Annotated in this window: 29 protein-coding genes and 3 riboswitches; of the genes, 16 read left to right on the top strand and 13 right to left on the bottom strand. The window is 44.3% G+C overall.

What is annotated here, in order from left to right:
* Position 1: 1 nt before the first annotated feature.
* From menH to ACIGG7_RS09850, 5 genes are all read left to right on the top strand, one after another.
* A complete protein-coding gene (gene menH / locus ACIGG7_RS09870) occupies positions 2-811 on the top strand; it encodes a 2-succinyl-6-hydroxy-2,4-cyclohexadiene-1-carboxylate synthase (protein ID WP_397549645.1) in 810 nt (269 codons plus the stop codon).
* A gap of 15 nt (positions 812-826) precedes the next feature.
* Entirely contained in the window at positions 827-1,645 is an 819-nt protein-coding gene (gene menB, locus ACIGG7_RS09865; RefSeq protein WP_044340358.1) for a 1,4-dihydroxy-2-naphthoyl-CoA synthase, read from the top strand.
* 157 nt (positions 1,646-1,802) lie between these two features.
* Positions 1,803-3,293 (top strand): o-succinylbenzoate--CoA ligase, encoded by a 1,491-nt coding sequence (locus ACIGG7_RS09860; RefSeq protein WP_397549644.1) that lies wholly within the window; start codon positions 1,803-1,805, stop codon positions 3,291-3,293.
* Entirely contained in the window at positions 3,283-4,392 is a 1,110-nt protein-coding gene (menC, locus tag ACIGG7_RS09855; protein ID WP_397549643.1) for an o-succinylbenzoate synthase, read from the top strand. Before ACIGG7_RS09860 ends, menC begins: the two co-directional genes overlap by 11 nt.
* A gap of 69 nt (positions 4,393-4,461) precedes the next feature.
* Complete coding sequence (locus tag ACIGG7_RS09850) at positions 4,462-4,833, top strand: VOC family protein (RefSeq protein ID WP_397549642.1); 372 nt, start codon at positions 4,462-4,464, stop codon at positions 4,831-4,833.
* Positions 4,834-4,919: 86 nt separating this feature from the next.
* Here the strand turns inward: ACIGG7_RS09850 and ACIGG7_RS09845 are convergent, their stop codons facing one another.
* From ACIGG7_RS09845 to yidD, 6 genes are all read right to left on the bottom strand, one after another.
* Positions 4,920-5,405 (bottom strand): peptide ABC transporter substrate-binding protein, encoded by a 486-nt coding sequence (locus ACIGG7_RS09845; RefSeq protein ID WP_397549641.1) that lies wholly within the window; start codon positions 5,403-5,405, stop codon positions 4,920-4,922.
* Positions 5,406-5,617: 212 nt separating this feature from the next.
* Positions 5,618-6,337: a 3-ketoacyl-ACP reductase gene (locus ACIGG7_RS09840; protein ID WP_224939488.1), complete on the bottom strand. Its 720-nt coding sequence runs from the start codon at positions 6,335-6,337 to the stop codon at positions 5,618-5,620.
* A gap of 116 nt (positions 6,338-6,453) precedes the next feature.
* Positions 6,454-7,485, bottom strand: a complete 1,032-nt coding sequence (locus ACIGG7_RS09835; RefSeq protein WP_224939489.1) for a cytochrome d ubiquinol oxidase subunit II — start codon at positions 7,483-7,485, stop codon at positions 6,454-6,456.
* Positions 7,486-7,509: 24 nt separating this feature from the next.
* Positions 7,510-8,868, bottom strand: coding sequence for a cytochrome ubiquinol oxidase subunit I (locus ACIGG7_RS09830; RefSeq protein WP_224939490.1), 1,359 nt, complete (start codon positions 8,866-8,868; stop codon positions 7,510-7,512).
* Between the two features lie 401 nt (positions 8,869-9,269).
* Entirely contained in the window at positions 9,270-10,205 is a 936-nt protein-coding gene (locus tag ACIGG7_RS09825) for a metal ABC transporter substrate-binding protein (protein WP_397549640.1), read from the bottom strand.
* 141 nt (positions 10,206-10,346) lie between these two features.
* Complete coding sequence (gene yidD / locus ACIGG7_RS09820) at positions 10,347-10,592, bottom strand: membrane protein insertion efficiency factor YidD (RefSeq protein WP_397549639.1); 246 nt, start codon at positions 10,590-10,592, stop codon at positions 10,347-10,349.
* Positions 10,593-10,778: 186 nt separating this feature from the next.
* Here yidD and ACIGG7_RS09815 point away from each other — a divergent pair, with 186 nt between their 5' ends.
* Positions 10,779-11,252, top strand: a complete 474-nt coding sequence (locus ACIGG7_RS09815; protein ID WP_397549638.1) for an S-ribosylhomocysteine lyase — start codon at positions 10,779-10,781, stop codon at positions 11,250-11,252.
* A gap of 43 nt (positions 11,253-11,295) precedes the next feature.
* On the opposite strand, the gene ytzI is transcribed toward ACIGG7_RS09815, so the two are convergent.
* On the bottom strand, positions 11,296-11,475 hold the full coding sequence (gene ytzI / locus ACIGG7_RS09810; protein ID WP_397549637.1) for a YtzI protein: 180 nt from the start codon (positions 11,473-11,475) through the stop codon (positions 11,296-11,298).
* A 164-nt stretch (positions 11,476-11,639) separates the two neighbouring features.
* Here ytzI and ACIGG7_RS09805 point away from each other — a divergent pair, with 164 nt between their 5' ends.
* Positions 11,640-11,822, top strand: coding sequence for a hypothetical protein (locus ACIGG7_RS09805; RefSeq protein ID WP_224939495.1), 183 nt, complete (start codon positions 11,640-11,642; stop codon positions 11,820-11,822).
* Positions 11,823-11,861: 39 nt separating this feature from the next.
* Here the strand turns inward: ACIGG7_RS09805 and ACIGG7_RS09800 are convergent, their stop codons facing one another.
* Positions 11,862-12,128, bottom strand: a complete 267-nt coding sequence (locus tag ACIGG7_RS09800) for a hypothetical protein (protein ID WP_397549636.1) — start codon at positions 12,126-12,128, stop codon at positions 11,862-11,864.
* Between the two features lie 267 nt (positions 12,129-12,395).
* Positions 12,396-12,641, bottom strand: coding sequence for a DUF6154 family protein (locus tag ACIGG7_RS09795; protein WP_044340349.1), 246 nt, complete (start codon positions 12,639-12,641; stop codon positions 12,396-12,398).
* A gap of 209 nt (positions 12,642-12,850) precedes the next feature.
* Between ACIGG7_RS09795 and ACIGG7_RS09790 the strand changes: the two genes are divergently transcribed.
* The 3 genes from ACIGG7_RS09790 (at position 12,851) to ytkD (ending at position 14,205) form a co-directional block, all read left to right on the top strand.
* Positions 12,851-13,240, top strand: coding sequence for a phage holin family protein (locus ACIGG7_RS09790; RefSeq protein WP_318246390.1), 390 nt, complete (start codon positions 12,851-12,853; stop codon positions 13,238-13,240).
* A gap of 56 nt (positions 13,241-13,296) precedes the next feature.
* A complete protein-coding gene (locus ACIGG7_RS09785; protein WP_224939497.1) occupies positions 13,297-13,635 on the top strand; it encodes a hydrolase in 339 nt (112 codons plus the stop codon).
* Between the two features lie 96 nt (positions 13,636-13,731).
* Positions 13,732-14,205, top strand: coding sequence for an RNA deprotection pyrophosphohydrolase (ytkD, locus tag ACIGG7_RS09780; protein ID WP_397549635.1), 474 nt, complete (start codon positions 13,732-13,734; stop codon positions 14,203-14,205).
* On the opposite strand, the gene ACIGG7_RS09775 is transcribed toward ytkD, so the two are convergent.
* The 3 genes from ACIGG7_RS09775 to ACIGG7_RS09765 form a co-directional block, all read right to left on the bottom strand.
* Positions 14,195-15,004, bottom strand: coding sequence for an ABC transporter permease (locus ACIGG7_RS09775; RefSeq protein ID WP_397549634.1), 810 nt, complete (start codon positions 15,002-15,004; stop codon positions 14,195-14,197). The genes ytkD and ACIGG7_RS09775 overlap by 11 nt on opposite strands.
* On the bottom strand, positions 14,976-15,752 hold the full coding sequence (locus ACIGG7_RS09770) for an ABC transporter ATP-binding protein (protein ID WP_397549633.1): 777 nt from the start codon (positions 15,750-15,752) through the stop codon (positions 14,976-14,978). The genes ACIGG7_RS09775 and ACIGG7_RS09770 overlap by 29 nt, the downstream gene beginning before the upstream one ends.
* Before the next feature lie 69 nt (positions 15,753-15,821).
* A complete protein-coding gene (locus tag ACIGG7_RS09765) occupies positions 15,822-16,778 on the bottom strand; it encodes an ABC transporter substrate-binding protein (RefSeq protein ID WP_224939563.1) in 957 nt (318 codons plus the stop codon).
* Between the two features lie 258 nt (positions 16,779-17,036).
* Between ACIGG7_RS09765 and ACIGG7_RS09760 the strand changes: the two genes are divergently transcribed.
* Both ACIGG7_RS09760 and ACIGG7_RS09755 read left to right on the top strand, forming a co-directional pair.
* Positions 17,037-17,804, top strand: a complete 768-nt coding sequence (locus tag ACIGG7_RS09760) for an alpha/beta hydrolase family protein (RefSeq protein WP_224939564.1) — start codon at positions 17,037-17,039, stop codon at positions 17,802-17,804.
* Positions 17,805-18,280: 476 nt separating this feature from the next.
* Positions 18,281-18,523, top strand: a complete 243-nt coding sequence (locus ACIGG7_RS09755) for a DUF2584 domain-containing protein (RefSeq protein WP_397549632.1) — start codon at positions 18,281-18,283, stop codon at positions 18,521-18,523.
* Between the two features lie 31 nt (positions 18,524-18,554).
* Here the strand turns inward: ACIGG7_RS09755 and ACIGG7_RS09750 are convergent, their stop codons facing one another.
* Positions 18,555-18,887 (bottom strand): putative periplasmic lipoprotein, encoded by a 333-nt coding sequence (locus ACIGG7_RS09750; RefSeq protein WP_224939502.1) that lies wholly within the window; start codon positions 18,885-18,887, stop codon positions 18,555-18,557.
* 137 nt (positions 18,888-19,024) lie between these two features.
* On the opposite strand from ACIGG7_RS09750, the gene ACIGG7_RS09745 reads away from it, so the two are divergent.
* The 4 genes from ACIGG7_RS09745 (at position 19,025) to metE (ending at position 24,869) form a co-directional block, all read left to right on the top strand.
* Positions 19,025-19,717 (top strand): copper homeostasis protein CutC, encoded by a 693-nt coding sequence (locus ACIGG7_RS09745; protein WP_397549631.1) that lies wholly within the window; start codon positions 19,025-19,027, stop codon positions 19,715-19,717.
* Positions 19,718-19,788: 71 nt separating this feature from the next.
* Positions 19,789-19,905: riboswitch (TPP riboswitch) on the top strand.
* Between the two features lie 146 nt (positions 19,906-20,051).
* Positions 20,052-21,806, top strand: a complete 1,755-nt coding sequence (gene thiC, locus ACIGG7_RS09740) for a phosphomethylpyrimidine synthase ThiC (RefSeq protein ID WP_397549630.1) — start codon at positions 20,052-20,054, stop codon at positions 21,804-21,806.
* On the top strand, positions 21,784-21,981 hold the full coding sequence (locus ACIGG7_RS09735; protein WP_224939505.1) for a hypothetical protein: 198 nt from the start codon (positions 21,784-21,786) through the stop codon (positions 21,979-21,981). The genes thiC and ACIGG7_RS09735 overlap by 23 nt, the downstream gene beginning before the upstream one ends.
* A 95-nt stretch (positions 21,982-22,076) precedes the next feature.
* Positions 22,077-22,185: riboswitch (SAM riboswitch) on the top strand.
* Positions 22,186-22,253: 68 nt separating this feature from the next.
* Positions 22,254-22,438: riboswitch (cobalamin riboswitch) on the top strand.
* 157 nt (positions 22,439-22,595) lie between these two features.
* On the top strand, positions 22,596-24,869 hold the full coding sequence (gene metE, locus ACIGG7_RS09730; RefSeq protein ID WP_397549629.1) for a 5-methyltetrahydropteroyltriglutamate--homocysteine S-methyltransferase: 2,274 nt from the start codon (positions 22,596-22,598) through the stop codon (positions 24,867-24,869).
* Positions 24,870-24,903 lie beyond the last annotated feature (34 nt).

Here is a 24,903-nt window from a genome sequence, read left to right as displayed (position 1 = left end):
CATGATTCTTCAAGTGAATGATATTCGATATTTTGTAGAAGTTAAAGGGAGGGGAGTTCCTCTGGTTTTCCTCCACGGATTTACCGGTGATACGACAACATGGTCCCGTATCACCGATCGATTGTCCGCAACCTATCAATGTATCAGCGTTGATCTGGTCGGGCATGGACGCACCGATTCCCCGCAGGATGTCAGAAGGTATACCATGGATCAGGTATCTGAAGACTTATGCTGCATCCTTGATGAGTTGGGAATAAAAGAAGCCTTCTTGATCGGCTACTCAATGGGGGGGCGTACAGCTCTTTACTTCAGCTTGAAATATCCTCATAAGGTGAAGAGCTTGTTACTGGAAAGCGCATCGCCGGGATTAAAAACGGATGAAGAAAGAGCGGACCGTCGGAAGAAGGATCAAGAACTTGCGGAACGAATTGAGAGAGAGGGAATGGAACGGTTCGTGGACTTTTGGCAGGAGATTCCCTTGTTTGCTTCACAGAAACGGCTTTCAGATACAGAGCGCTCCGAGATCAGGAACCAGCGCCTGAATCAATCTGTCACAGGCTTGTCCAATAGCCTGAGAGGGATGGGGACCGGCGCCCAGGATTCGCTGTGGCATAAGCTTGATGATCTGTCCATTCCCGTTCATTTGCTGGTAGGAGAGTTGGATGAGAAGTTCGTCCGGATTGCAGAAAACATGAAAAAACGACATCCGGAATTTGAAATCGTGACATTTTCCAACACAGGTCATGCAATTCATGTGGAAGAACCGCGAAAGTTTGGTACAATAATAGAGGATCTACTGTTAACTACATAAAGGAGGAACAAACCAATGGCTTTTGAATGGGTTTCAGAAAGAAACTACGAAGATATTTTGTACGAAACATATAATGGAATCGCTAAGATTACGATCAATCGACCAGAAGTACGTAATGCATTCCGTCCTAAAACGGTTATGGAATTAATCGATGCATTTGCTTATGCACGTGACGATTCCAAGGTCGGTGTCATCGTTTTAACAGGTGCAGGTGAAAAAGCATTCTGTTCAGGTGGAGACCAACGTGTCCGTGGACACGGCGGATATGTCGGGGAAGATGAAATTCCTCGCTTGAACGTATTGGACCTACAGCGTCTGATCCGAGTGATCCCGAAACCTGTCATCGCAATGGTAGCCGGTTATGCGATCGGAGGAGGACATGTCCTTCACGTCGTATGTGATATTACGATTGCTGCTGACAATGCGATCTTTGGACAAACGGGTCCTAAAGTGGGAAGCTTTGACGCAGGATACGGTGCTGGATACCTTGCACGCATCGTCGGTCACAAGAAAGCGAAAGAAATTTGGTACCTATGCCGTCAGTACAATGCACAGGAAGCGCTTGAAATGGGTCTTGTCAATACAGTGGTTCCATACGAGCAGCTTGAAGCGGAAACCGTTCAGTGGGCTTCAGAAATGCTCGAAAAAAGTCCGACTGCCCTTCGTTTCTTAAAAGCTTCATTCAATGCAGATACAGATGGACTGGCAGGTCTGCAGCAACTTGCAGGTGACGCTACCCTTCTATACTACACAACAGAGGAAGCGAAAGAAGGCCGTGACGCATTCAAAGAAAAGCGTAAGCCGGACTTCGGTCAATTCCCTCGTTTCCCTTGATTTGAGGCGGCCTGATGAATCTTTGATGGATTCATCAGGCTTTTTTAAATGAATTGCGAGTGGTACAAGTTCCCTCAAAGTGCCGCGCCTTAGAGCCAACTACACATAAAAAAATGATTACAAGAGACTCAACAAGAAAGGAATGGAGAATGACAGGATGACACCACAGCAATTGCCTAACTGGCTGAAACAAAGAGCGTTTTTAACCCCTGATCGGATGGCGTTGAGTAATGGTGACGTGGCATTTACATTTAAAGAATTATGGACAAGAACCATAACCATTGCAGAACAACTGAATACCATCGTCGACTCATCTTCCCACCCCTATTTGGGACTCATGATTAAGAATAAAGTCGAATCTGTGTTGCTTGTTCATGCTATTCAACAGCTGGGGTACACAACCGTCCTATTAAACCATAAGTTAAGTGAAAGTGAATTATCATTCCAGATTCAGGATATGGGATTATCAACGGTTATATTTGATGATGAGTTTGAAGAGAAACTTTCATTTTTAGGGGAAGACGTCACTGGGGTCTCCTTCTCTCGATTGCTTCACACACACAGAACATCTTTTGAGGTGAAGGATCATTTTCAGTTAGACCAAGCATGCTCGGTTATGTATACATCGGGTACGACGGGAGCACCAAAGGGAGTCCTTCAATCATACGGAAACCATTGGTGGAGTGCGATTGGGTCTTCATTGAATCTCGGGATAAGTGAAAATGATACATGGTTATGTTCAGTTCCCCTCTTTCACATCAGTGGATATTCGATTCTGATGAGAAGCGTCATATATGGAATGAACGTAAGGCTATTTGAAACCTTCGATGTGGAAGGGATCAATAGGGAGTTGATGGCAGGAAAAGTCACTATCATGTCCGTCGTTAGCAATATGCTCCAACGGCTGATGAAAGACATGGGGGACAAAACCTATCATGCGAATTTTCGCTGTATGCTGTTGGGAGGCGGACCGGCTCCCCTTCCATTGTTGCAGGCATGTAAGGAAAAAGGCGTACCGGTCTTTCAGACTTATGGAATGACGGAAACTTCTTCTCAAATTGTGACGTTATCACCTGAATACAGCATGTCGAAGCTTGGTTCCGCAGGAAAACCCCTCTTTCCTTCTGAATTGATGATCAAGGATAAAGAAGGACAAGCAAGGCCGTATCAGGAAGGCGAGATCTTAGTGAAAGGCCCGAATGTGACGAATGGGTATTACCGGAGAGAGAAAGCCAACGTCGAAAGCTTTAAATCCGGCTGGTTTTCTACAGGGGACATCGGCTATGTGGATGACGAAGGATTCTTATTTGTATTGGACCGACGTTCAGACCTGATCATATCCGGTGGGGAAAATGTGTACCCTGCTGAAATTGAGAGTGTTTTACTTAGCTGCGACGGGGTAGAGGAAGCAGGAGTGACAGGAATCACAAGTGACGAATGGGGACAGATTCCCTGCGCTTTTATCGTAAAGAAAGAGAATCTTACTGAAGAAGAAATTCTAAAGCATTGCGCAAAGAATCTTGCCTCTTACAAACTTCCGAAAAAACTAGTATTTGTGCAAGAGCTTCCACGAAATGCTTCAAATAAACTGCTGAGAAGAGTGCTCAGGGATCAATGGGAAAAAGGGATGTTTGCCGATGAAGATTAAATCAGTCACTCTTCATGTGATTTCAATGCCTTTAAAAAAGCCGTTTGTGACCCACCTTCAAACTGTTAAGGAGCGGGAAGGGATCATTGTCGAAGTCCAGGATACTGAAGGATTGTGCGGACTAGGGGAAGGTGTGGCCTTTTCAACCCCGTGGTATACAGAAGAAACAGTGAAAACATCCTATCATATCCTTAAAGATGTATTGATTCCCCTTATGAACAACAAACCCTTCCAGCATCCTGAAGAAATCGGGAAGCGGTTTGAAGCCGTTCGTGGGAATGCCATGGCGAAGGCGGCACTTGAAATGGCTTTATGGGATCTATACGCCAGACAGCAACAAAAGCCCCTGTGGAAACTGATTGGAGGAGTACGAGAAGAAATCCTTTCAGGCGCAGTGATCGGTGCTGGGGACACAGAGGAAATGGTCAAGCAGGCGGAAGAACTTGTTGAAGAAGGCTATCAGCGAATAAAGGTGAAAATCTCCCCTGAATCGGATATACAGATTGTACGAGAATTAAGGGCCCAATTTCCAGCTCTCTCGCTTTTAGCCGATGCCAATTCAGCCTATTCACTGGGAGATAAAGCTAAGCTTCAAGCATTGGATGAGTTTCATCTGGAGATGATCGAACAGCCCCTCGGAATTGACGACCTGGTAGAACACTCCATATTGCAGAAAGAGATTGCCACTCCCATCTGCCTTGATGAAAGTATCGTGACCCCCCACGATATGAAAAGTGCGATCCATTTGAACAGCTGCGGAGTGGTGAACATCAAGCTGGGCAGGGTAGGTGGATATACGAGTGCCCTGGAAATCTATCATCTGTGCCGGCAACATCATATTAGGGTATGGTGCGGGGGGATGATCGAGTTCGGGGTTTCCCGTGCCCATAATCTGGCTCTTTCCACCCTTGAAGGATTCACGATTCCAGGGGATATCTCTTCCTCCTCAAATTACTGGGAGGAGGACATCATCACCTCCCCGATCGTAGTGAACAATGGTGTGGTGAAACGATTGGAAGGTGCCGGAATCGGCGTGGAGTTAAATCGAAAGCGTTTGAGTGAGGTCTCCCTGAGCAAAGAGACGTTTTCATCTCTTTAAGTAAAAGAGGATCATTGAATTTCCAATCTTGTCCATATATACTTAAAGAAAATCCTTAGAGGAGGACATATGAAACTAGGTGCATTTTCTGTAAGTTTAAGCGTAAAGGACATACATGTATCAAAGTCATTTTATGAGGATCTTGGATTTGAAGTCATGGGAGGGGACATCAGCCATAATTGGCTGATTATGAAGAATGAAAGCTGTATTATCGGCCTGTTTCAGGGAATGTTTGAAAAGAACATCCTGACATTCAATCCTGGTTGGAATCAAAATGCAGAAAATCTAGAATCCTATACGGACGTCCGGGCATTACAACAGAATTTGAAGGCAAAAGGGATGACCATGCTATCCGAAGCGGATGAATCCGGTGAAGGACCAGGGAGCTTCATGATAGAAGATCCTGACGGTAATACCATCCTTGTTGATCAACACAGATAAAGTGCAAAATTTAAAATATCCATCACAAAAGAGGTGCTATTTGCACCTCTTTTGTTTACCGTTTGATATAATAAATGGCCACTTCATTAACTCACCCAAGTTTCTTCCAACTCTTTCATACGCCATTCTCCATTTTTATAGTGAACGGTACCTTCTACACCGATTGCACCCAATCCCGACTTGAACTTAGAGCCTTCAAATAAAACGTTGTTAGTGAAAGTGAAATCAACGTTTTCAATCCTAAGAAGTACACCATCTAAGGCCATTGTGTCTGGGTTGAGATAACCTTTTTCTTCTAAATCATCCATGGTGGCATTCATTACCTCAACCTTATATTTATCTTTAAAATGGTTTACTATTGTTTTTTTCTGCTCCTCATTTACTCCATCAAAGTTGCTCATATCAATTGCGATAAATTCCATTTCACTATTCAATGCTTTATCCTTTTCCATAAGAGAGTCCAAAGCAAGGGTGTATATTTCTCCCAAGTGATCCTTTGGATTTTCTTTATTGTTACAAGCAGAAAGTAGAGCTGTTAAGATTAATAAAACTGGGATCATTTTATATTTCAATTTAATACCCCCTTTATTAGTAAGACGAAAGTTGTTAAAAAAGATTACAATTTCTTCATAAAAAATAATAGGAATTGCTAATATATATTTTAATTCAAGTTGCTAATGTATTGATGAAAAAGAAAAAACATGTACCTAAGCAAAAATAAAAGGTTCAAATCGTATGAGATTTGAACCTTTCATTGATATACTAATTTAGTTTTTGTACCCTTTTAAAATGGATTCGTCGCCCACTGCAGGGATTGTTTAATAAAGATGCGTGGATGTAACTTCAGCTGAGATACCATATGTTCTGCCAGGTCTTCGGGCTGCATATATTTTTCCTTGTCCGCTTCATCAAGGTTATCAAATGTTAGATCCGTAGCCACAAGGCTTGGATTCAAGGTCATGACTCGGATATTATGCTTACGGACTTCCTGCATGAGTGCTTCCGTCATACCCTGGACAGCAAACTTTGATCCGCTGTAAGCCGTGCTCCCCGCCGTACCCTTCAATCCGCTGCTGGATGAGATAGTGATGATGTCGCCCTGGTTCTTCTCGATCAAATGGGGCAGGACGGCACGGGTGACATAATAGGTTCCGAAGACGTTAACTTCAAATGTACGTTTAAAGTCTTCGGGATCGATTTCAAGAAACGATCCGTACGTTCCGATACCCGCGTTATTGATCAAAATGTCTGCTGGTCCCAACTCATTCTTAAGTTTCTTCACGGCTTGATGAACCTGATCCATATCGGAAATATCCGCCACTGCCACACTTGCGTTCACTCCAAGGGACCGTGCTTCCTCTGCCACCTTTTCAAGAGTGCTTTCTGTACGGGCAATCAATCCAACATGGACGCCTTCCCGGGCAAGCTCCAATGCTGTAGCCTTTCCGATCCCCCGTGCTGCACCTGTAATATAAGCGGTTTTGCCTTTAATCGATTGTGCCATTTTTCATCATCCTTTCTTAAGTGGTTCTAACGTAAGTGTAAGGTTATGGACATCGGCAGGCAACTAATCTACCTGACGGGTGGCAATAAAAAAGCCCCGGGAGTCCCGGAGCTTTTTCATTCACTCTTTTGCCGCAAATATCGTTTATCATTCATAAATAAACTCCAGAAGTAGACAAAGCCCGGGAACAGGATGATGAACCCGACAATATAGGTAATGAATACAGCCTTAAAAGAGTTGGGATCGGTAAACCCCGACTGGATCGTGACCTCGGGGTAGATGATATAAGGCAAATGTGCTTTACCATATACGTAGCTCGCCAATACATACTGAAAGGTCACGGCGATGACGGCGACCCTAGGCATCCCTTTCATTCCTTCCTTATTTGTCGGAAGGAACAAGGCACCGCCTGCGACCAAGAACCCGAGGAGGGAAACCCATAAAATCGGCAGGTCATCCATCATCCGGTCATAGATCCAAGAGGCTTCCTTTTTCATGGTGAACATGATGAGAAAGGCCATGACCACCGAAATCGGACCGATAATCAGGGCGTCCCGTCGGTATACTTTAAATGCTTCGAATTCCTTTGAAGCTTTGGAGTAATCGGCAAGGAGCAAGGAAGAAAGAAACAGTGTGCTGGCTACTGCAAATCCGAAGAAAGCATATTCATGTGGACTGCTAAACAATTTCCCTAGAAGAAGAGTCTGTCCGTCTTCGAAATCAATATAGGGTCCATGGGAAATTGGAAGAACACTGATGAGCAGTCCTGGAATCAGTAATCCGGTGATTCCTGTTACATAAGTCAACGGCTTTCGATAATCATCTGCCACATGTGAAAAGACAAGGAAGGCACTTCGTAAGGCCAGAAGCAGTAGAATCATGCTGCCGGGAACCAGTAATACGGTCCCCAATGAATACGCAGCTCCCGGGAACATACTGTACACTGCCACTACGAGGGCTACGATGAACGTATTGGTAACCTCCCAGGTAGGCGACAGGTAGCGGTTGGCGATATTCGTCGCTTTCGTTTTGTCATGGTTGATATAGATCATAGACCAGAATCCAGCGCCGAAATCCATCGTCGCCATGACGGCATAAATAAAGACGAATCCCCAGAGTATGGTGATGGCAATCAATGCTTGTGTCATTTCTTCACCTCCAATTCCTGCTGATTAAGTTGACAGGGGAATATCCTTTTGTTTTGATTCAGCTTTGTGAATATCTTTTTCCGGTGGGTTTCTTCTGAAGTAATAAAGAAGCACCAGTAAAACCGATACGGCTAAAATCGCATAAACGGACACGAATAGTATAAAGAGAGTTCCTAAATTCCCAGACGTTGTGACCGAGTCCTCGGTGCTGAGGATGCGGTAAATCGTCCATGGCTGGCGGCCGGTACAGGCGAAGATCCATCCAAATTCGATGGCGAGGATTGACAGTGGCCCCCCGGCAACGAATGCCCACATCAACCATTTCGGGAAACGTTCTTTTTTCAGTAACTTGTTCCATACATAGGCGACGAGTGAAAGTAGGATGAGGAGGGATCCTATTCCAACCATTGCGTTAAATAACGTATGGACGAAAAGGGGCGGCCAATATTCTTCAGGGAAGTCGTTCAGTCCGATAACCTCCGTATCGAAGCTGTTGCCCGCAAGGAAACTAAGGGCCCAAGGCACCTCGATCCCCCATTTCACTTCCTGGGTAATAGGATCGGTAAATCCTCCGATGGCAAGTGGCGCATGAGTCTGGGTTTCGAATAATCCTTCTGCAGCAGCCAGTTTCTCCGGCTGATATTCGTGTAGCTTTTGTGCCGATTCATGCCCATTGATGGCCGTCAGGAATGAGAAAACACCGCCAACCAATAGGCAGATCATGAGTGATTTACTGTGGAAAGAATAAACCCTTGAACCAAAAGAAGACCGAAGCATCTTAAATGCAGAAACGGTCGCAATCGTAAAGGATCCCACTACATAAGCGGATAAGGCCACGTGTCCGGCTGTCACAAAAAAGCTTGGATTAAAGAATGCCTTCCACGGATCCACGTTGGTGATTTTTCCGTTTATAATTTCAAACCCTGCTGGTGTCCCTTCAAAAGCATGTACATTAGTGATCAATACGGCTGAAGCAAGTCCTCCGATGGCAACGAGCACCAGACTTACAATCCGCATCCAAGGAGCAATCCGGTTGGCCGCATACACATAAATGGACATAAATAGAGCTTCTACAAAAAATGCATAGATCTCAATTTGAAACGGCAGGGCCATGACGCGCCCGATGACTTCCATGAATCCAGGCCAAAGGAGAGACAATTGAACCCCTGCAATCGTTCCTGTCGGGATACCCACCCCTAACAGTACCGCGAACGCCTTGGTCCATCGCTTCGCCATCACGGAATAATCAAGGTCATTGGTCCGTTGGAACATGATTTCTGCCACAAGGATCATTAACGGTATACCCACTCCAAGTGTGGCAAATATGATATGAAAACCCATTGTGGTACCAAACATGGAACGAGCAATTACTAAATCATCCATTCTCAAATCTCCCTTACTAGTCTTTAACATTTCCTTATTGTCCACTTAATGGAAAATAATATTCATGTTTTTTAGGAGAAAGAGAAGTTTGAGGGGATTGATGAGGAAGTCGATAATATAAAGGGGGAAGTCGATAATCAGTGTGTGAAAGTCGATAATATAAAGGGAGAAGTCGATAATAAATGAGGCAAAGTCGATAATAACTCGGTTGTGCCCATGCATAAACGATTCATCATGACGACCCAAATTAAGGTTTTGAAAATAAAATGGTCATTTTTGAAAATAAAGTGTCCAGATTTGAAAATAAATCCTGATTTTTGAAAATATATTAGCCGATTTTGAAAATAAATGAGGAATGGCCCTCTCATTTAACAAAAAAAGCAGCCACCAGGGCTGCTTTCTTATTGTAATGCCTTCTTCAACGTATCAATATTTCTCTTCATTAATGAAAAATAATCCTCATTCTCTTTACGATCCTCTGCAGTAAGGACGGATAAGTTATGAAGCGTGAGTGATTTCGCTCCCAGTTCATTTTGGACGACTTCTGTCAGACGGGAAGAAACGTTCTGCTCAAACAGGATGTATCGGACGTTGTCTTTCTTCCCTTTTTCAATGATTTTCTTCAGCTCCTGTTGGGAAGGTTCGTCAGCGGTGTTCAACCCGGCGATGGCTTCCTGATGGAGTCCGTAGCGTTCTTCCCAATAGCTGTAGGCAGCATGGGAAACGTAGAAAGTTTTCTTTGGCGAATTGTCCGCCATGCTTTGGAATTCAGCGTTTAACTCATCTAGATCACTGGATAACGCTTCAAGGTTCGCCTGGAATTCATCTTTATGCTCAGGCATTTCTTTGGAAAGGGTGTCGGCGATGTTCTTTGCCATTTCCTTTGAATACAAGGGATCTAACCAAATGTGGGGATCCACATCATGGTTGTGGCCATCTTCATGCTCGTCTTCTTCTGCACCATCTTCTTCATGGGTCACTTCGATTCCTTTACTGGCTGCTACCACGGAGACATCTTCATTTTCTAATAAAGACTTTGAATTTTCGACGAATCCTTCAAGGCCCATTCCGACATAGAGAAAGACATCGCCATCAGCCATCTTCATCATATCTTTTTGAGACGGTTCAAATGTATGTTCATCAGCACCGGGAGGATAGATGCTTTCCACTTCCACATACTTCCCTCCGATTTTTTTTGTGAAGTCCTCCAACGGATAGACCGTAGTGTATACCTCTAATACATCTTTCTTTTTGCCCGTATCCTGTCCGGAGTCGGCTCCGCAGCCAGACAAAACGAAAATCAATAATAATAGTAAACTCAAGCGAATATAGTTCAAGAGGAATCCTCCTTTATTAACGGTTTTATCTCATAACTGTAATGATTACGATTTAGCACAAAGGTTATTTTACTACCGATATGGGGAATAAGCAAGATAAAAGGGTGGATTTCATAAAAAAGACTACCTCCCGAGCTGGAGCTAGTCTGAATCACTCATCTTTTGATGTGGCCATTCTTCAGGCACGTGGTCGATTCCTCCAGGATGAAAAGGATGACATTTCACAATACGTCTGATGGTCAACCATCCGCCCTTGAGAGCACCAAAACGGCTGACTGCTTCGACACCGTAATGGGAACAAGTGGGATAAAAACGGCAAGTAGGGGGTTTTAGAGGAGAGATGACGCGTTGATAGAACTTGAATAATAACAACAGTAACCTTTTCATAATCCGTCTCCTCGTCGATTTTCTTTTACTATACCAGAAGCCTGATAGGGATTAAAAGGTATTGGCTTATTGAGACGGTGGATATGAGTGGAAATACAGGTATTTCGCCTAATTCAGATTAAGTTGATGAAATAACTATGAATTTACGTTATACTATGAGTAGAAACTAAATGGGAGTGATTTTTAATGCCTTCAGTAGAAAGCTTTGAATTAGATCATAATGCAGTAAAAGCACCTTACGTCAGACATTGCGGTGTTCATAAGGTAGGAAGCGACGGACTTGTGAACAAGTTTGATATCCGTTTCTGTCAACCGAACAAACAATCGATGAAACCTGATACTATTCACACTTTAGAGCATTTATTAGCCTTCACCATCCGTAAATATGCTGAGCCTTATGCTCATTTCGATATTATTGACATTTCACCGATGGGCTGCCAAACGGGCTATTATTTAGTCGTCAGCGGTGAGCCGAAAGTGGAAGAAATCATTGACCTGTTGAATGCAACAATGAAAGAAGCGGTAGAAATCGAAGAAATTCCTGCAGCCAATGAAAAACAATGCGGCCAGGCGAAGCTTCATGATTTAGACGGAGCCAAGAAACTGATGCGTTTCTGGCTGAGCCAAAGCAAAGAAGATTTGAAACAAGTTTTCGCATAATAAAGAAATCCACCGTTTTATAGGAAACGGTGGATTCTTTTTGTTACTCTTTATTTTCTTTTTCCTCATCTTGTTTCATCTTTTCGAGATGAGGATTATTTTCAAGTGGATCGACTGTATGCTTAACCGTTGTATAGGCTTTGGATGTTGTAAGCGCACTTACAAAAATGACAAGGATGCATATGACAACCGCAATGATCAATACAAGAGTCACCGACATCATACAACCCCCTTTTTTTCACTATTTTATCATAAGAAGATTGGTTATTCATGGTGGAAAAACAACATTTTTATGACGTTTCCTATCATTTCCATCGAATGTTTGGTATCCTTTAGTAAGTATTAGTATTGACCATTCCAGACAGTCAAAGCGAGGGGGATGTTACCATGGATGTTTCTTCCATAATGGGAAAACAGGTTGCGGAGCTTCAGAGGACGCTCAGTATGAACCTGTTGAAAAGTCAGATGGCGACTCAAGCGGCACAAGTCACGGTGATGATGAAGGATATGCAGGTAAGTCAGCCCGCACCGCATCCGAGCAAAGGACATGTAGTGGATGTAAAAGGATAAAAAGAAGCGTTGTTCCGAAGTTTTCGGGACAACGCTTTTTTATTTTGTCGCCTCTGACCAACCCGCCTGTGCTTTTTGATTGTCCGGATCCGGCGGGTAGTCCCTCGAGGTCACAATTGAAAAATCCCCAAAGGCAAAAAACGCCTTCAGGGATTTCCCAGTTGTGCTTGTCGGGCCTGACCAACCCGCCTCCGCTTTTCTTAGTCCAGCTCCGGCGGGTAGTCCCTCGAGGTCACAACTGAAAAATCCCCAAAGGCAAAGAGCGCCTTCAGGGATTTCCCAGTTGTGCTTGTCGGGCCTGACCAACCCGCCTCCGCTTTTCTTTTGTCCAGCTCCGGGGGCTTGGGGCTCGAGGTCATAAGTCAAGCCGTCCAATAAGGCAAAGAGCGCCTTTTTGGACGGCTCGCCTTATGCTTGTCACCCCAGGTCGAGCCCCCTCCGCTTTTCTTAGTGTCCAGCTCCGGCGGGTAGAGGCTCGAGGTCATAAGCCAAGAATGCCAAAAAGGCAAAGAGCGCCTTTCCGGCATTCTCGTCTTATGCTTGTCGCCTCTGATCAACCCGCCTACGCTTTTCTTAGTGCAAGCTCTTCTTTTCAAGCCTCACTCGTTCTTCGCTGTTGGACCATTTTTCTTTAAGTGTTTCGAATATGTATAGGCGGAAGAAGTATTGTAATTCTTCTGTTTCCATTTCCTGTATGAGTTCTAATAGTTCATTCCTAGAGGTATCTTCTAGGATTGTAAGGGCAATGAGGTCTAAGTCTTCGTCGGTACCTTTGATTCTTCCACGGTACATTTCATAAATCTCTTCGATCAACTTCATGCGCTTCACCTCCCTTTTTACCATTTTAACATGAACGTTTATTAATTTCTCTACATATTATGCTAGGACAACCCTTATTCGTCTTTACCCTTTTCCGTACTTTTTAATCTTGGAAAGGTGTTTGGCCGAATTTGACTGTCATACCATTTCAGTGATGATGCCAAGGTTTGTCTTCTAAAAGCCAACCACTAGAAAAGGAGATGCTTTAATTGGAGAAAAGCATGCTGTTCGTTGGGTCTGGTCTCGGTGCCCTCATACTTAACTTATTTGGAGATTGGGACATGCTCATCACGTTTCTGTTAATCACCGTGACCCTGGATTATTTTACAGGGATGATTGCAAGCGGGATAGAAGGGAAGCTGTCGAGCAAATCAGGGGTGAAAGGGATTGGCAGGAAAGTGCTGATTTTCTCCCTTGTCACGGTTGCCCACCTTATTGATACTATACTAACAAATCAACACTTTATTCGTAATGCGACCATTATTTTTTATTTGTGTAATGAAATGATTTCAATCATTGAAAATGTCGGTCGGGCGGGAGTTCCGGTTCCGGAGTTTTTAAAGAAAGCGGTAGAAGTGTTGAAGAAGAAATCGAAGTGAATAGAATTCCGTCAATTGAGGAAAATGAAGGATAAGTACAGTGAAGGAGTGGGAAGATGAGCGAAGAACGACACGATTATTATATAGAAGTGGCCACAGGTGAAATTTCTAGAAGCTCGACTGATTCCGAATGGAATTTTAAAATATCAGCAACGGATGAAGAGATCACCCAGCTTCGGGAAGTGTTCGATTCTAATCATTCCGTCGATTGGCAGAATTTTTACAGGTCTCACGTTCCTTATGTTCAATATCATTTTGACCGGGAAAATGATGCCTATGATGAAAACTTGCAGCAAGTGTATGGAATGCTGCACCGACTCGGGGATGATGAGGTGAAGAAGTTCATTGAGAGTATTGGCATACTTGACGATCATCCACACGAAAATCAGGAGTAATGACGAAAAGTGTTGGTTCAGAAGTGATTTCTGTGGACCAACGCTTTTTATTTATGGTTAGATGGAAGGAAGAGTGTACGGGTGAGGTGAAGCAGGGTGGAACAATTTGTAGATGAGAATGGGAAAAAAGTGGAACTATCATTTGAAAAGGGGAGATTTGAGCAAGAGTCCTATCATGTCCTGGTTATCTGCCGATATGAGGGAAAGTGGTTGTTAACCCGTCATAAAAAGAGGGGGCTCGAGTTTCCAGGGGGGAAGCGTGAGCCAGGCGAAACCTTGGAGGAAACGGCCATAAGGGAAACATTTGAAGAAACGGGCGGGATGATCAAGGAGCCTGTATTCATAGGAGAATACAAGGTCTATGATCACCCACCATTTGTGAAAACGATCTTCTTTGCTGAAGCGGAAGAACTTATCAAGAAGGAGGACTACCTGGAAACGAAAGGGTCCGTCCTCTGGGGTGGTGATTTCTCAGGAATTCAGGATGATTCATCCTTCAGCTTTATCATGAAAGACCGGGTGGTGGAAATGGCGTTGCAAAGGCTTTTTCATCTGGGTATCACGATTTAATCCATCTCTTCTCGAGCTGTTCGACGAGTTTGTACATGATCGTTGCGAATACAGCAATTACGAGGAGAGAAAGAAGGACAAGGGTGAAATTAAACACTTGAAAGCCGTAAATGATCATATAACCGAGTCCCTTGGCTGACACAAGAAATTCGCCTACGATGACCCCGACCCATGATAATCCGACGTTCACTTTCAAGGTGGAGATGATAGTCGGGAAGGACGCGGGAAGGATGACCTCTTTAAACATTTGTCCCCGTTTTGCCCCAAAGGTCTGCATCACCTTTAAGTAATTGGGATCGACTTCCCGGAAGGATGTATAAACGACGATGGTGGTGATGATGACAGAAATGACGGTCCCCATGGCAATGATGGAGGTGAATCCCGGCCCCAGTCCGACGATCAAAATCGGACCTAGAGCTACTTTAGGCATGGCGTTCAAGATGACAAGGTACGGATCCAGTACTTTAGAGAGAAATGGTGACCACCATAATAGAGCGGCGAGCATCGTACCAAGAAGGGTGCCGAGGATGAATCCTATGACGGTTTCACCAAGGGTCACAGATAGATTGGTTAATAAGCTCCCATCTCCGATCTTCACAAGGAATAACTTCCATATTTTTGAAGGTGAGCTGAAGATGAGGGGATCCACCCAGCTGTTCCGGCTGGCTATTTCCCATAGTGAGAAGAAAACGGTGAAGATGAGAGCTTGATAAAACCAAACCCAGCGCTGTTCTTTTTTCAGTGATTGGATGTATTTCTGATGCTTTTGATTAATCGATTCTTGATTCAAGTTTTTCAAGCTCCTTCCATATGGTCTGAAAAAATTCCGGATATGCTTCATGATTTCTCACTTCAAACGGCATCATTTCTTTTAACGGGGCAGGCACTTCAAAAACGGTGTGAATATGTCCCGGTTTCGAACCGAACAATAGGATGCGGTCGCTCATGGAAATGGCTTCCCCGATATCATGGGTGACAAGGATGGCTGTTTTTCCGAAAGACTTCAAGGTGGAAAATACCTGATCCTCTAATCTTAATTTCGTTTGATAGTCAAGCGCGGAGAAGGGTTCATCCAGAAGAAGCAATTGAGGTTCTGTGATGAGTGTACGGATCAGCGCGACCCTTTGCCGCATTCCGCCTGATAGCTCCCTCGGGTAGGATGACCCCACGCCCTCAAGCCCCATTTCCTTTAATAACATATGAGCCTCGTTTCGCTTTTCTTCTGTCAGATTGCCCATGATGGATAGTCCCAACAATATATTTTCTTCAATGGTCTTCCAAGGAAACAGATAATCCTGCTGTAACATATAGCCGAGTTTCTTTTTCATCTGTTTGATGGGCTTATTGTGTAATGTAACGGTACCTTCTGTCGGCAGAATAAGTCCGGCGACAATAGAAAGAAGGGTTGTTTTTCCGCAGCCTGATGGACCGATGAATGAGATGAATTCACCTTCTTCGACCTGTAATGAAATATCTGAGAGGGCATGGGTGGCCGTTTTGGGTGAGAAATAGGTGTGGTGTATGGAATCGATGGATAGAAAGGTCACTGTTTTCAGCCTCCATTTTCTTTTTTTACAAAGGAAGGGCCGACATGAGTAGTCAGCCCCGGGAAGATGTTACTTTGCTGCTTTTTCAGCGATGGATGTGTTCACAAGCGTTTTATGATCGACACTCTGTGGAAGCTCTCCCGCTTCATCCATGATGCTTTGAAGATTGTTCCATTCCTCTTCGTCAAGAATCGGATCTGTGGCATAAGAACCTTGTGATTTATAGCGATCGACAACGGTTTCGATTAAGCCCAGTTCGGTATCTTCAAAATAAGGCTCGATCACTTTGGCGATATCAGCCGCTGAGTTCTCTTCCACCCACTGCTGCGCTTTATATAGTGCTTTCGTAAATTTCTCCACTGCTTCTTTGTTTTCTTTCATGTAACTGTCCTTCGCCATGAAGGTAGTGTACGGTACATGACCGGATTCTGTTCCAAAGGAAGCGACAATATGGCCTTTTCCTTCTTGTTCAAAGATGGAAGCCGTCGGTTCGAATAACTGGACATAGTCCCCTGTACCAGATGCAAAGGCATTGGCAATATTGGCAAAATCGATGTTCTGGATCAGGTTCAGATCGTTATGTGGATCAATCCCATGATTCTTTAACACGAATTCACCGACCATTTGCGGCATCCCGCCTTTTCGCTGCCCAAGGAAGGTTGATCCTTTCAGCTGATTCCAGTCAAAGTCCTCCACCTTTTCTCTTGAGACGAGAAACGTTCCATCGGTTTGGGTCAATTGGGCAAAGTTGATGACAGGATCATCCGACCCTTGTGCATGGACGTAGATGGAGGTTTCAGAACCGACCAACGCGATATCGGCACCACCCGACAGTAAGGTGGTCATCGTCTTATCCCCACCCCAAGTGGTGGTTAATTCGATATCCAGCCCTTCGTCTTTAAAGAATCCTTTTTCTATTGCTACATATTCAGGTGCATAGAAAATCGACCGGGTCACTTCCGCTATCCGCACCTTTTGAACAGTCTCCTCTTTGTCTCCACAGGCGGTAAGCCCGATGGTCAACATGAGAATGAGGAATACTCCTAAACCACTGCGAAGCCATTTTTTCAATTCAATCTTCCTCCTTTAAAACCTTCAGGTTATCAATTGTTAAGATGAGAGCAACACTTTCTCGCTTGTTTATCTATTCGTCATTTGGGTAGGATGGTCATAAAGCTATATAGGTCATAAGCCTATTGAGATTTGCTAAAATATTCTATGTAGAGTACAAAAAATGTGTGAATACCCAATGCACGTTGAAAGGAAGAGAGTATGAAGAACGGAATGATCGTGAAGAAAACGTTGTTCCCTTCTCCGAATCCACATGTGGAGCTGTATGAAGTCACTTATATATCTTCAGGTCTAAGGGTGAAGGGGCTACTTGCAGAACCAATCTTAGATGGGAAATATGACGGATTTCTTTATTTAAGAGGAGGTATAAAAGGGGTCGGAATGGTCAGGCCTGCCCGGATCGCTCAATTTGCTTCTCACGGATTCATCGTGTTTGCGCCCTATTACAGGGGGAATCTGGGGGGAGAAGGAAATGAGGATTTTGCCGGGGATGACCGCGAAGATGCGTTTTCCGGAATAGAGCTCTTAAAACATCATACACGAACAGCACCGAGCCGCATCCATGTATTCGGTTTCTCCAGGGGCGGCGTCATGGCCCTTATGGCAGGGATCGAGATCGACGTTACGTCCGTCGTCACATGGGGAGGGGTGTCGGATATGTTCTTGACCTATGAGGAGCGGAAGGATCTGCGCAGAATGATGAAGAGGGTGATCGGGGGAAGTCCGAACAAAGTTCCCGAACGATATGAATGGCGGACCCCCTTATCCTCACTCGAACATCTGCAAGCACCAATTCTGATCATTCATGGGGAAAAAGATCAGAACGTTTCAGTGGAGCATGCATATAGATTAGAACAAAGATTGAAGGAACTCGGGAAACCGGTCTCAACCCATTACTTCAAAGAATTTACACACTATTTTCCCCCAAGAAAAAATCAACAGATCGTTTCCCTGCTCTGTTCCTGGATGAAGGATCAGTAGTCAGTGGTGTATGATGAGTATGAAAAGTTTGGGTCTTATCTCAAAGCTCTTATGGAAAGGATTGTTGATATTCTTACACTGACTTTAATCCTGCAAATGTTCTGTCATTGAGTCTGCATCCTCTAAAAAAGCAATTGTTGACAGAGCTAAATGGTTTGTAAAGGTCAGTCATTATAAAGAGCGTTAGTATATTTAGATATAATTTATCACTGCATCCAAGAAAACATTTGGTTGTACGAATCCTGACAATTACACGGTAATACAGAAACATTTATACTTGGACAGTTGATTGGAGCGGAAGGTGCTCGACTCCTGCGGGAAACGCTGGACAGGTGAGACCCCGCAGGGCGAAGCCCGAGGAGGCTCACCGCCAGCCCCGCGGAAAGCGAGCACCTGGAGTGGAAATCAACCACTACTCGCTACTTCAAAAACAACTATGTTTAAGAAAACAGTTAAAAGGATTGAGGTCATACAAAATGGGTATGGGTTTAGAGCTAAACACGATGATTGTCACCAAAGGGAAAGAAGTAAGAAAAGAAGAAAATCTGTTTCAGCTTCAAAAGGGCGGATATCGTCTGTATCCGATGCATATTCCCATTGATGTGAGAAAGACGAAACATAGTGAGCCGAGTGGTTTCGGAAAGATTGAAAAGATGGAATGGAAGGATGGGAAAACGACCATCTTTTACCGATTGATTTCCCTCAATAGTACCAATTAATAAAACGAGTGGCTGCAGGCAGCCACTCGTTTTAGTTCATTTCCTCATATAATAGATAGCGGTTATCCTTCGTTTGTGCGATAAGATAATTCTTGTGATCTTTCACACTATAAATGGGTGTTCCTTCTGCTAAAGTATTTGCTGTAAAGTCATTCACAGGATGATATTTGGTTTCGATTTTTTCCTTTATAGACCCAACCTTTTCATTAAGGGTCAGCTTCTTCTCTACGGACACTTTCACATATTGCTTATTGTTCACGACCATCATATCTCCGTATCCGCATAATTCATAGGATGCAGGCTTTTTCGCCCCGCATGCACTCAATACAAATACACATAATAGCAAGACAATCAGACGCTTCATTTTTTTCCTCCTTTTCCTTTCTGCACATATTCAAAAGATATTCATGCTTGTACGCGAACATGTTTGTTTTTTTCAATCCGAATTGTTTTCCCTATGTGGTACAGTATAGAAATCAACGAATGATAGGAGAGATCAACATGAGTAAACTCGAGGTCATTGTCTTGAATGAAGAGGATGCCAGGGTAGCAGAAGCGTCCGGGGCAGATCGTCTTGAATTAGTTTCGGCCATACATACGGGAGGATTGACTCCTGATTACAAGGTAATAGAAAAGGTATTGAAAGCTGTAACGATTCCTGTTCAGCTCATGATCCGCCTGCATTCTTCATCCTTTCGATATAGCATGAATGAAGTGAAAATCATGGCAGACCATGTTCGTGCCATTAAGGAAATCGGCGGTGAGGGCATCGTATTTGGTGCTCTCACACATGATGGAAAACTGGATGTGAATGCGTTAAAGGAAATCGCTCAAGCAGCAAAGGGGCAATCGATTACATTTCACAGGGCAATCGACGAGGCTTTGGACCCGGTAGCCCTTTGTAAAGAATTGCATCGATCGGGGTTGGCAGTGGAACGGATTCTTACATCAGGAGGAAGTCCCGTTGTGAGTGAAGGGATCGGAACCATTACTAAAATGATGGAAGTAGAGAAGGCTGGCGGTCCTACTATCATGCCTGGTTCAGGTTTAACGGTTGATAACATCAGTGAAATACATAAGGTGCTACATGCAAGGGAATACCACGTAGGATCAGGTGTGCGTCATGATGGTAGATACGATCTGGGAATAGACCCTGGAAAAGTAGCTGAATTCAAAAAAGTGATCACGTACTGAATTGATTCTTTCAACCTATTTGAAATGAAAACTCAGTATGGTAAAAATAGTATGTAACAACTGAATATCCATATTTCTACTGGGGGAGTCCGATATATAGCTTGGACTGAGAGAGGAACGCAGAAGTTCTTTGACCCTTTGAACCTGATCTGGATGATACCAGCGGAGGGAAGTAGTGGAGAAGCGCTATGTGTTTTTAACGTGCTTACTACTTTTTGACATGTCGGGTTCTGATTATTCAGGACCCTTTTTTGTGTCTTCATTTTCACTGAAGGTTAAGTGAACTGCCTGACGAGGTAACCTTCCGGATCCAATCACAAGGAGGAGAAGGTAGATGGCAATCGATTTAAGAACTCAATTTTCAAACAGTAAAAAAGTATACGTCAGAGGATCAAGGCCGGACATACATGTTCCGATGAGAGAAATTGAACTAAGTAAGACGAAGGCAGCCTTTGGGGAAGAAGAGAATGCTCCTGTTCGTGTTTACGATACGAGTGGACCGTATACAGATTCACGTTATGAAGTAGATATCACGAAAGGATTGCCTTCGGTTCGAAAAAAATGGATTTTGGAACGCGAGGACGTGGATGTCTACAAAGGACGAGAAATCGTGCCGGAAGATAATGGTTATAGAAAGGAAGACCCTGGTGCGAGTCTGAAATGGTTTCCCAATGTCAATCGAAATCCTCTGCGGGGGAAAGCGGGCAGTGCCGTCACTCAAATGCACTACGCAAAGAACGGAATCATTACACCGGAAATGGAGTTCATCTCGATCCGGGAAAATGTGGATCCGTCTTTTGTAAGAGATGAGGTGGCAAGCGGCAGAGCTATCATTCCAGCGAATATCAATCATCCTGAATGTGAACCGATGATCATTGGCCGGCACTTTCATGTGAAAATCAATGCCAATATCGGGAATTCCGCTGTATCATCCTCGATTGAAGAAGAAGTGGAGAAGATGACATGGGCGACCAGGTGGGGTGCAGATACGATCATGGACTTATCGACAGGGAAAGATATTCATACGACACGGGAGTGGGTCATTCGGAACTCCCCTGTTCCTGTAGGTACTGTACCAATCTATCAAGCTCTGGAAAAGGTAAACGGGATAGCAGAGGATCTATCATGGGAAGTGTACCGGGATACGCTCATCGAACAGGCAGAGCAGGGGGTTGATTATTTTACCATCCATGCGGGAGTGTTGTTGAGGTATATTCACCTCACCGTTGAACGTACGACGGGGATTGTGTCACGGGGAGGTTCGATCATGGCACAGTGGTGCCTGGCTCATCATAAGGAGAACTTTCTTTATACCCATTTTGAAGATATTTGTGAAATCGCAAAGGCTTATGATATTTCGATTTCACTAGGGGATGGATTAAGGCCGGGATCAATCGCGGATGCGAATGATGAAGCACAATTTGCTGAGCTTGAAACATTGGGAGAGTTAACACAAATCGCTTGGGAGCATGATGTACAGGTGATGATTGAAGGGCCAGGTCATGTGCCGATGCACATGATCAAAGAAAACGTGGATAAGCAAATGGAGATCTGTCATGAAGCCCCTTTCTATACATTGGGACCATTAACGACCGATATTGCACCGGGGTACGATCATATTACTTCTGCCATTGGAGCAGCGATGATCGGCTGGTTCGGTACCGCGATGCTGTGTTATGTGACACCGAAAGAACATCTGGGGCTGCCGAATAAAGACGATGTTCGGGAAGGTGTAATTGCGTACAAAATTGCCGCTCATGCGGCTGATTTAGCGAAGGGGCATCCAGGGGCACAAATAAGGGACAACGCCCTTTCCAAAGCACGATTCGAATTTAGATGGAATGATCAATTCAATCTCTCCCTGGACCCTGAACGGGCAAGGGAGTATCATGATGAAACCCTCCCTGCCGAAGGGGCAAAAACCGCCCATTTCTGTTCCATGTGCGGACCGAAGTTTTGTTCTATGAAAATCTCCCATGATATCAGGGGAATGAAAGACGGCGCTCTAGAGTCGCAGACTGAGAGGGAAAAAGGGTTGAAAGAAAAGGCGAAGGAGTTCGTTGAAAATGGATCAAACCTCTACCGATAATCAAGGCTCTCATATCCTCATGCTGAAGAAAGAAATGTTGATTCTGCATGAGAGGATCATGGAGCTTGAGAAAGAAGTGAAGGGAATTCAGGCAAAGTGCAGGCATGTCTTCTATGAAACGCCAGCCGCCAGGAACTGCATCAAATGTCACTATGCAGAAAGTACGTACTATTAGGAAAGCATACAAGGGTGAGAATTTCTTTTGACAGCCGATCGTTCCCGTGCTACGATAAATGTTAATTTCCGAATAGTAAAAATATAAGCGTATAACTCTTATGTAGAGAGGTGGAGGGACTGGCCCTGTGAAACCCGGCAACCGTTCGATTTTTGTTGAAAAGGTGCTAATTCCTGCAAAGCCTCAGGCTTTGGAAAATAAGAGGGGATTCCACTAAATATGAAGCCCTCTCTTTCTTTGATTGAGAGGGCTTTTCTAGTATAAGGACAATTAAATAGACAAATGCAATAGGTGCTGAGTTTTACTCAGCTAAGAGGGAAGACCGGTGAAAATCCGGCGCGGTCCCGCCACTGTAATGGGGAGCAACTTATCACACTACCACTATTTCATATGAAATGGGAAGGGGTAAGAAGCGACGATCCTGAGTCAGGAGACCTGCCTGTTGTATGCACTTATGCTCTACGTGGATATAGAGAGGGGTGAGGAATGCGTGTTGAGAAAACCGGTTGGTCTCGACTCTAGTTAAGTATGCGTATGAATCTCTCTTTCATTTGGAAGAGAGATTTTTTTGTTGGGACAGGATAATCATTTTAAACAGATGGGAAGTGTGATGATTGAGTAAGGTTATGAGTTCGAACTTAGGGTATCCAAGAATAGGGGAAAATCGTGAATGGAAAAAGGTATTGGAACAATATTGGTCCCATAAGGTGGACGCAGAATCGTTCGAGAAACAAATGGAGAACATTCGTCTCGAGCATGTGAAGAAACAGAGGGATCAGGGAGTGGATTTGATCCCGCTTGGAGACTTCTCGTTGTATGATCATGTACTGGATACTGCGGTGATGTTCGGAGTCGTTCCCGAAAGGTTTGACTATCAAGGTGGGAAAGTATCTCTGGATACGTATTTTGATATTGCAAGGGGGACGAAGGATTCCCCAGCATCAGAAATGACGAAATGGTTTAACACCAACTATCATTATATCGTCCCGGAATTTTCCGGATCTGCACCTGAGCTGGTGGAAAATCGACCGTTGGCTTTTTACCGGGAAGCGAAAGAAAAGCTTGGTATCAAGGGGAAGCCTGTGATCATTGGACCATTCACATTTGTGAAATTGTCTAAAGGGTATGATGAAAAAGATGAAAGCGCACTTGTGGAAAAATTGGTCCCTCTATACGCTCAAGTCTTAAAGGAATTACAGGATGAGGGAGTAGAATGGGTGCAGATGGACGAGCCGATTCTATGCACCTCGATCTCCAAACAAAAGGTAGAACGCTTTAAAGAAATCTATGGAACATTAAAGCAAGCAGCTCCCCATGTGAAGGTGATCCTTCAAACCTATTTTGATCGCTTGGACCACTATAAAGAGGTGACGTCCATACCTGTGGACGGGATCGGAATGGATTTTATTCATGACCGGGGAGAGAATTGGGAGGCACTGCGGAAGAACGGGTTTCCTGAAGATAAAATTCTCGCTGCCGGGGTGGTGGACGGCCGGAATATTTGGAGAAGGAATCTTGTTGACGCCCATTCATTTGTATCTTCATTGGCCGATTATGTAGCGAAGGACCGGTTAATCATTCAGCCGGCATCCAGCTTGCTCCACGTACCGGTAACTGTGAGGCAGGAAGATGCGTTAGATAAAGTTCTTAAAAAGGGAATGTCATTTGCTGATGAAAAATTGAAGGAAGTGGCTCTCCTTGCGAAAGCGCTAGGAGAAGGAGTGGGGACTGTTGAGAAAGAGTTAGAAGAAAGTGTGAATTCCATTGCTGCCCTTCATGAATCAGCTGGCAGCACCAGAGATGTACTTGAAGAAGGTTCATCGAATGTCAGGAGGATCTCCCCTTATTCCATTCGTAGAAAAGTACAACCCAAACTCCCCCTTCTTCCTACTACTACGATTGGGAGCTTTCCTCAGACCAGTGAAGTAAGAAGACAAAGAATGAAGTGGCGCAAGGGTGAGATTGGGGATGACGTCTATCGGCAATTCATACGCGGAGAAATCAAGCGGTGGATCGATATTCAGGAGGAAGTCGGATTGGATGTGTTGGTCCATGGTGAGTTTGAACGGACAGATATGGTAGAGTTTTTCGGTGGGAAATTGGATGGCTTCCAGTTCACCACTTTCGGGTGGGTCCAGTCCTATGGATCGCGTTGTGTGAAGCCACCCATCATATATAGAGATGTGAACTTTATAAAACCGATGACAGTGGATGAAACGGTCTATGCCCAGTCGTTAACCGACAAGCCCGTCAAAGGGATGTTAACGGGGCCGATCACCATTCTGAACTGGTCGTTCGTAAGGGAAGACCTATCACGCTACACAGTGGCAAACCAAATTGCCCGATCTCTGCGCAAAGAAATTGAATCACTTGAAGAACAGGGGATACGGATGATCCAGGTGGACGAACCGGCACTCAGAGAGGGATTACCTTTGAAGAAGGAACGTTGGGATGAATATTTACAGGCTGCTGTCCATTCATTTAAGTTAGCTACTTCTTCTGTACAAAATGAAACCCAAATTCATACGCATATGTGTTATTCCGACTTTGAAGACATCATGGAAGCAATCAGCGATCTTGATGCCGATGTCATCTCAATCGAGACGTCGAGGAGCCATGGTGAATTAATCAACATATTTGAAGAATGCACCTACGACAAAGGGATAGGATTGGGTGTTTATGATATACACAGTCCCCGTATACCCGAGTGTGAGGAAATCATCACGCATATTAAGCGTTCTTTAAAGGTGTTAGATCCAACACAATTTTGGATCAATCCTGATTGCGGCTTGAAAACGCGGGGGATTGCAGAAACCATTTCATCGCTTAAAGTGATGGTGGAAGCAGCGGAACATGTTCGGTCAGAACTTCTCGTGAAGAATGAATAAGAACATGCGTCATAGAATGGAACATCATGAAAGG

Origin of the sequence: Rossellomorea sp. NPDC077527 (assembly GCF_044542955.1) — a bacterium.
Taxonomy (GTDB): Bacteria; Bacillota; Bacilli; order Bacillales; family Bacillaceae_B; genus Rossellomorea; species Rossellomorea aquimaris_E.
The sequence above is the reverse complement of the archived record's forward strand: the minus strand, read 5'-3'. Positions and strand labels throughout refer to the sequence as shown.

Bases quoted from the DNA above. Each gene is read 5' to 3' on its own strand.
- ACIGG7_RS09860 (WP_397549644.1), top strand. From the start codon at position 1,803: ATGACACCACAGCAATTGCCTAACTGGCTGAAACAAAGAGCGTTTTTA.
- ACIGG7_RS09850 (WP_397549642.1), top strand. From the start codon at position 4,462: ATGAAACTAGGTGCATTTTCTGTAAGTTTAAGCGTAAAGGACATACAT.
- ACIGG7_RS09805 (WP_224939495.1), top strand. From the start codon at position 11,640: ATGGATGTTTCTTCCATAATGGGAAAACAGGTTGCGGAGCTTCAGAGG.
- ACIGG7_RS09760 (WP_224939564.1), top strand. From the start codon at position 17,037: ATGATCGTGAAGAAAACGTTGTTCCCTTCTCCGAATCCACATGTGGAG.
- ACIGG7_RS09835 (WP_224939489.1), bottom strand. From the start codon at position 7,485: ATGACACAAGCATTGATTGCCATCACCATACTCTGGGGATTCGTCTTT.
- ACIGG7_RS09755 (WP_397549632.1), top strand. From the start codon at position 18,281: ATGGGTATGGGTTTAGAGCTAAACACGATGATTGTCACCAAAGGGAAA.
- ACIGG7_RS09795 (WP_044340349.1), bottom strand. From the start codon at position 12,641: ATGAAGTTGATCGAAGAGATTTATGAAATGTACCGTGGAAGAATCAAA.
- ACIGG7_RS09840 (WP_224939488.1), bottom strand. From the start codon at position 6,337: ATGGCACAATCGATTAAAGGCAAAACCGCTTATATTACAGGTGCAGCA.
- menB (WP_044340358.1), top strand. From the start codon at position 827: ATGGCTTTTGAATGGGTTTCAGAAAGAAACTACGAAGATATTTTGTAC.
- ACIGG7_RS09735 (WP_224939505.1), top strand. From the start codon at position 21,784: ATGGATCAAACCTCTACCGATAATCAAGGCTCTCATATCCTCATGCTG.
- ytzI (WP_397549637.1), bottom strand. From the start codon at position 11,475: ATGATGTCGGTGACTCTTGTATTGATCATTGCGGTTGTCATATGCATC.
- yidD (WP_397549639.1), bottom strand. From the start codon at position 10,592: ATGAAAAGGTTACTGTTGTTATTATTCAAGTTCTATCAACGCGTCATC.
- menH (WP_397549645.1), top strand. From the start codon at position 2: ATGATTCTTCAAGTGAATGATATTCGATATTTTGTAGAAGTTAAAGGG.
- menC (WP_397549643.1), top strand. From the start codon at position 3,283: ATGAAGATTAAATCAGTCACTCTTCATGTGATTTCAATGCCTTTAAAA.
- ACIGG7_RS09785 (WP_224939497.1), top strand. From the start codon at position 13,297: ATGAGCGAAGAACGACACGATTATTATATAGAAGTGGCCACAGGTGAA.
- ACIGG7_RS09750 (WP_224939502.1), bottom strand. From the start codon at position 18,887: ATGAAGCGTCTGATTGTCTTGCTATTATGTGTATTTGTATTGAGTGCA.
- ACIGG7_RS09745 (WP_397549631.1), top strand. From the start codon at position 19,025: ATGAGTAAACTCGAGGTCATTGTCTTGAATGAAGAGGATGCCAGGGTA.
- thiC (WP_397549630.1), top strand. From the start codon at position 20,052: ATGGCAATCGATTTAAGAACTCAATTTTCAAACAGTAAAAAAGTATAC.
- ACIGG7_RS09815 (WP_397549638.1), top strand. From the start codon at position 10,779: ATGCCTTCAGTAGAAAGCTTTGAATTAGATCATAATGCAGTAAAAGCA.
- ACIGG7_RS09830 (WP_224939490.1), bottom strand. From the start codon at position 8,868: ATGGATGATTTAGTAATTGCTCGTTCCATGTTTGGTACCACAATGGGT.
- ACIGG7_RS09765 (WP_224939563.1), bottom strand. From the start codon at position 16,778: ATGTTGACCATCGGGCTTACCGCCTGTGGAGACAAAGAGGAGACTGTT.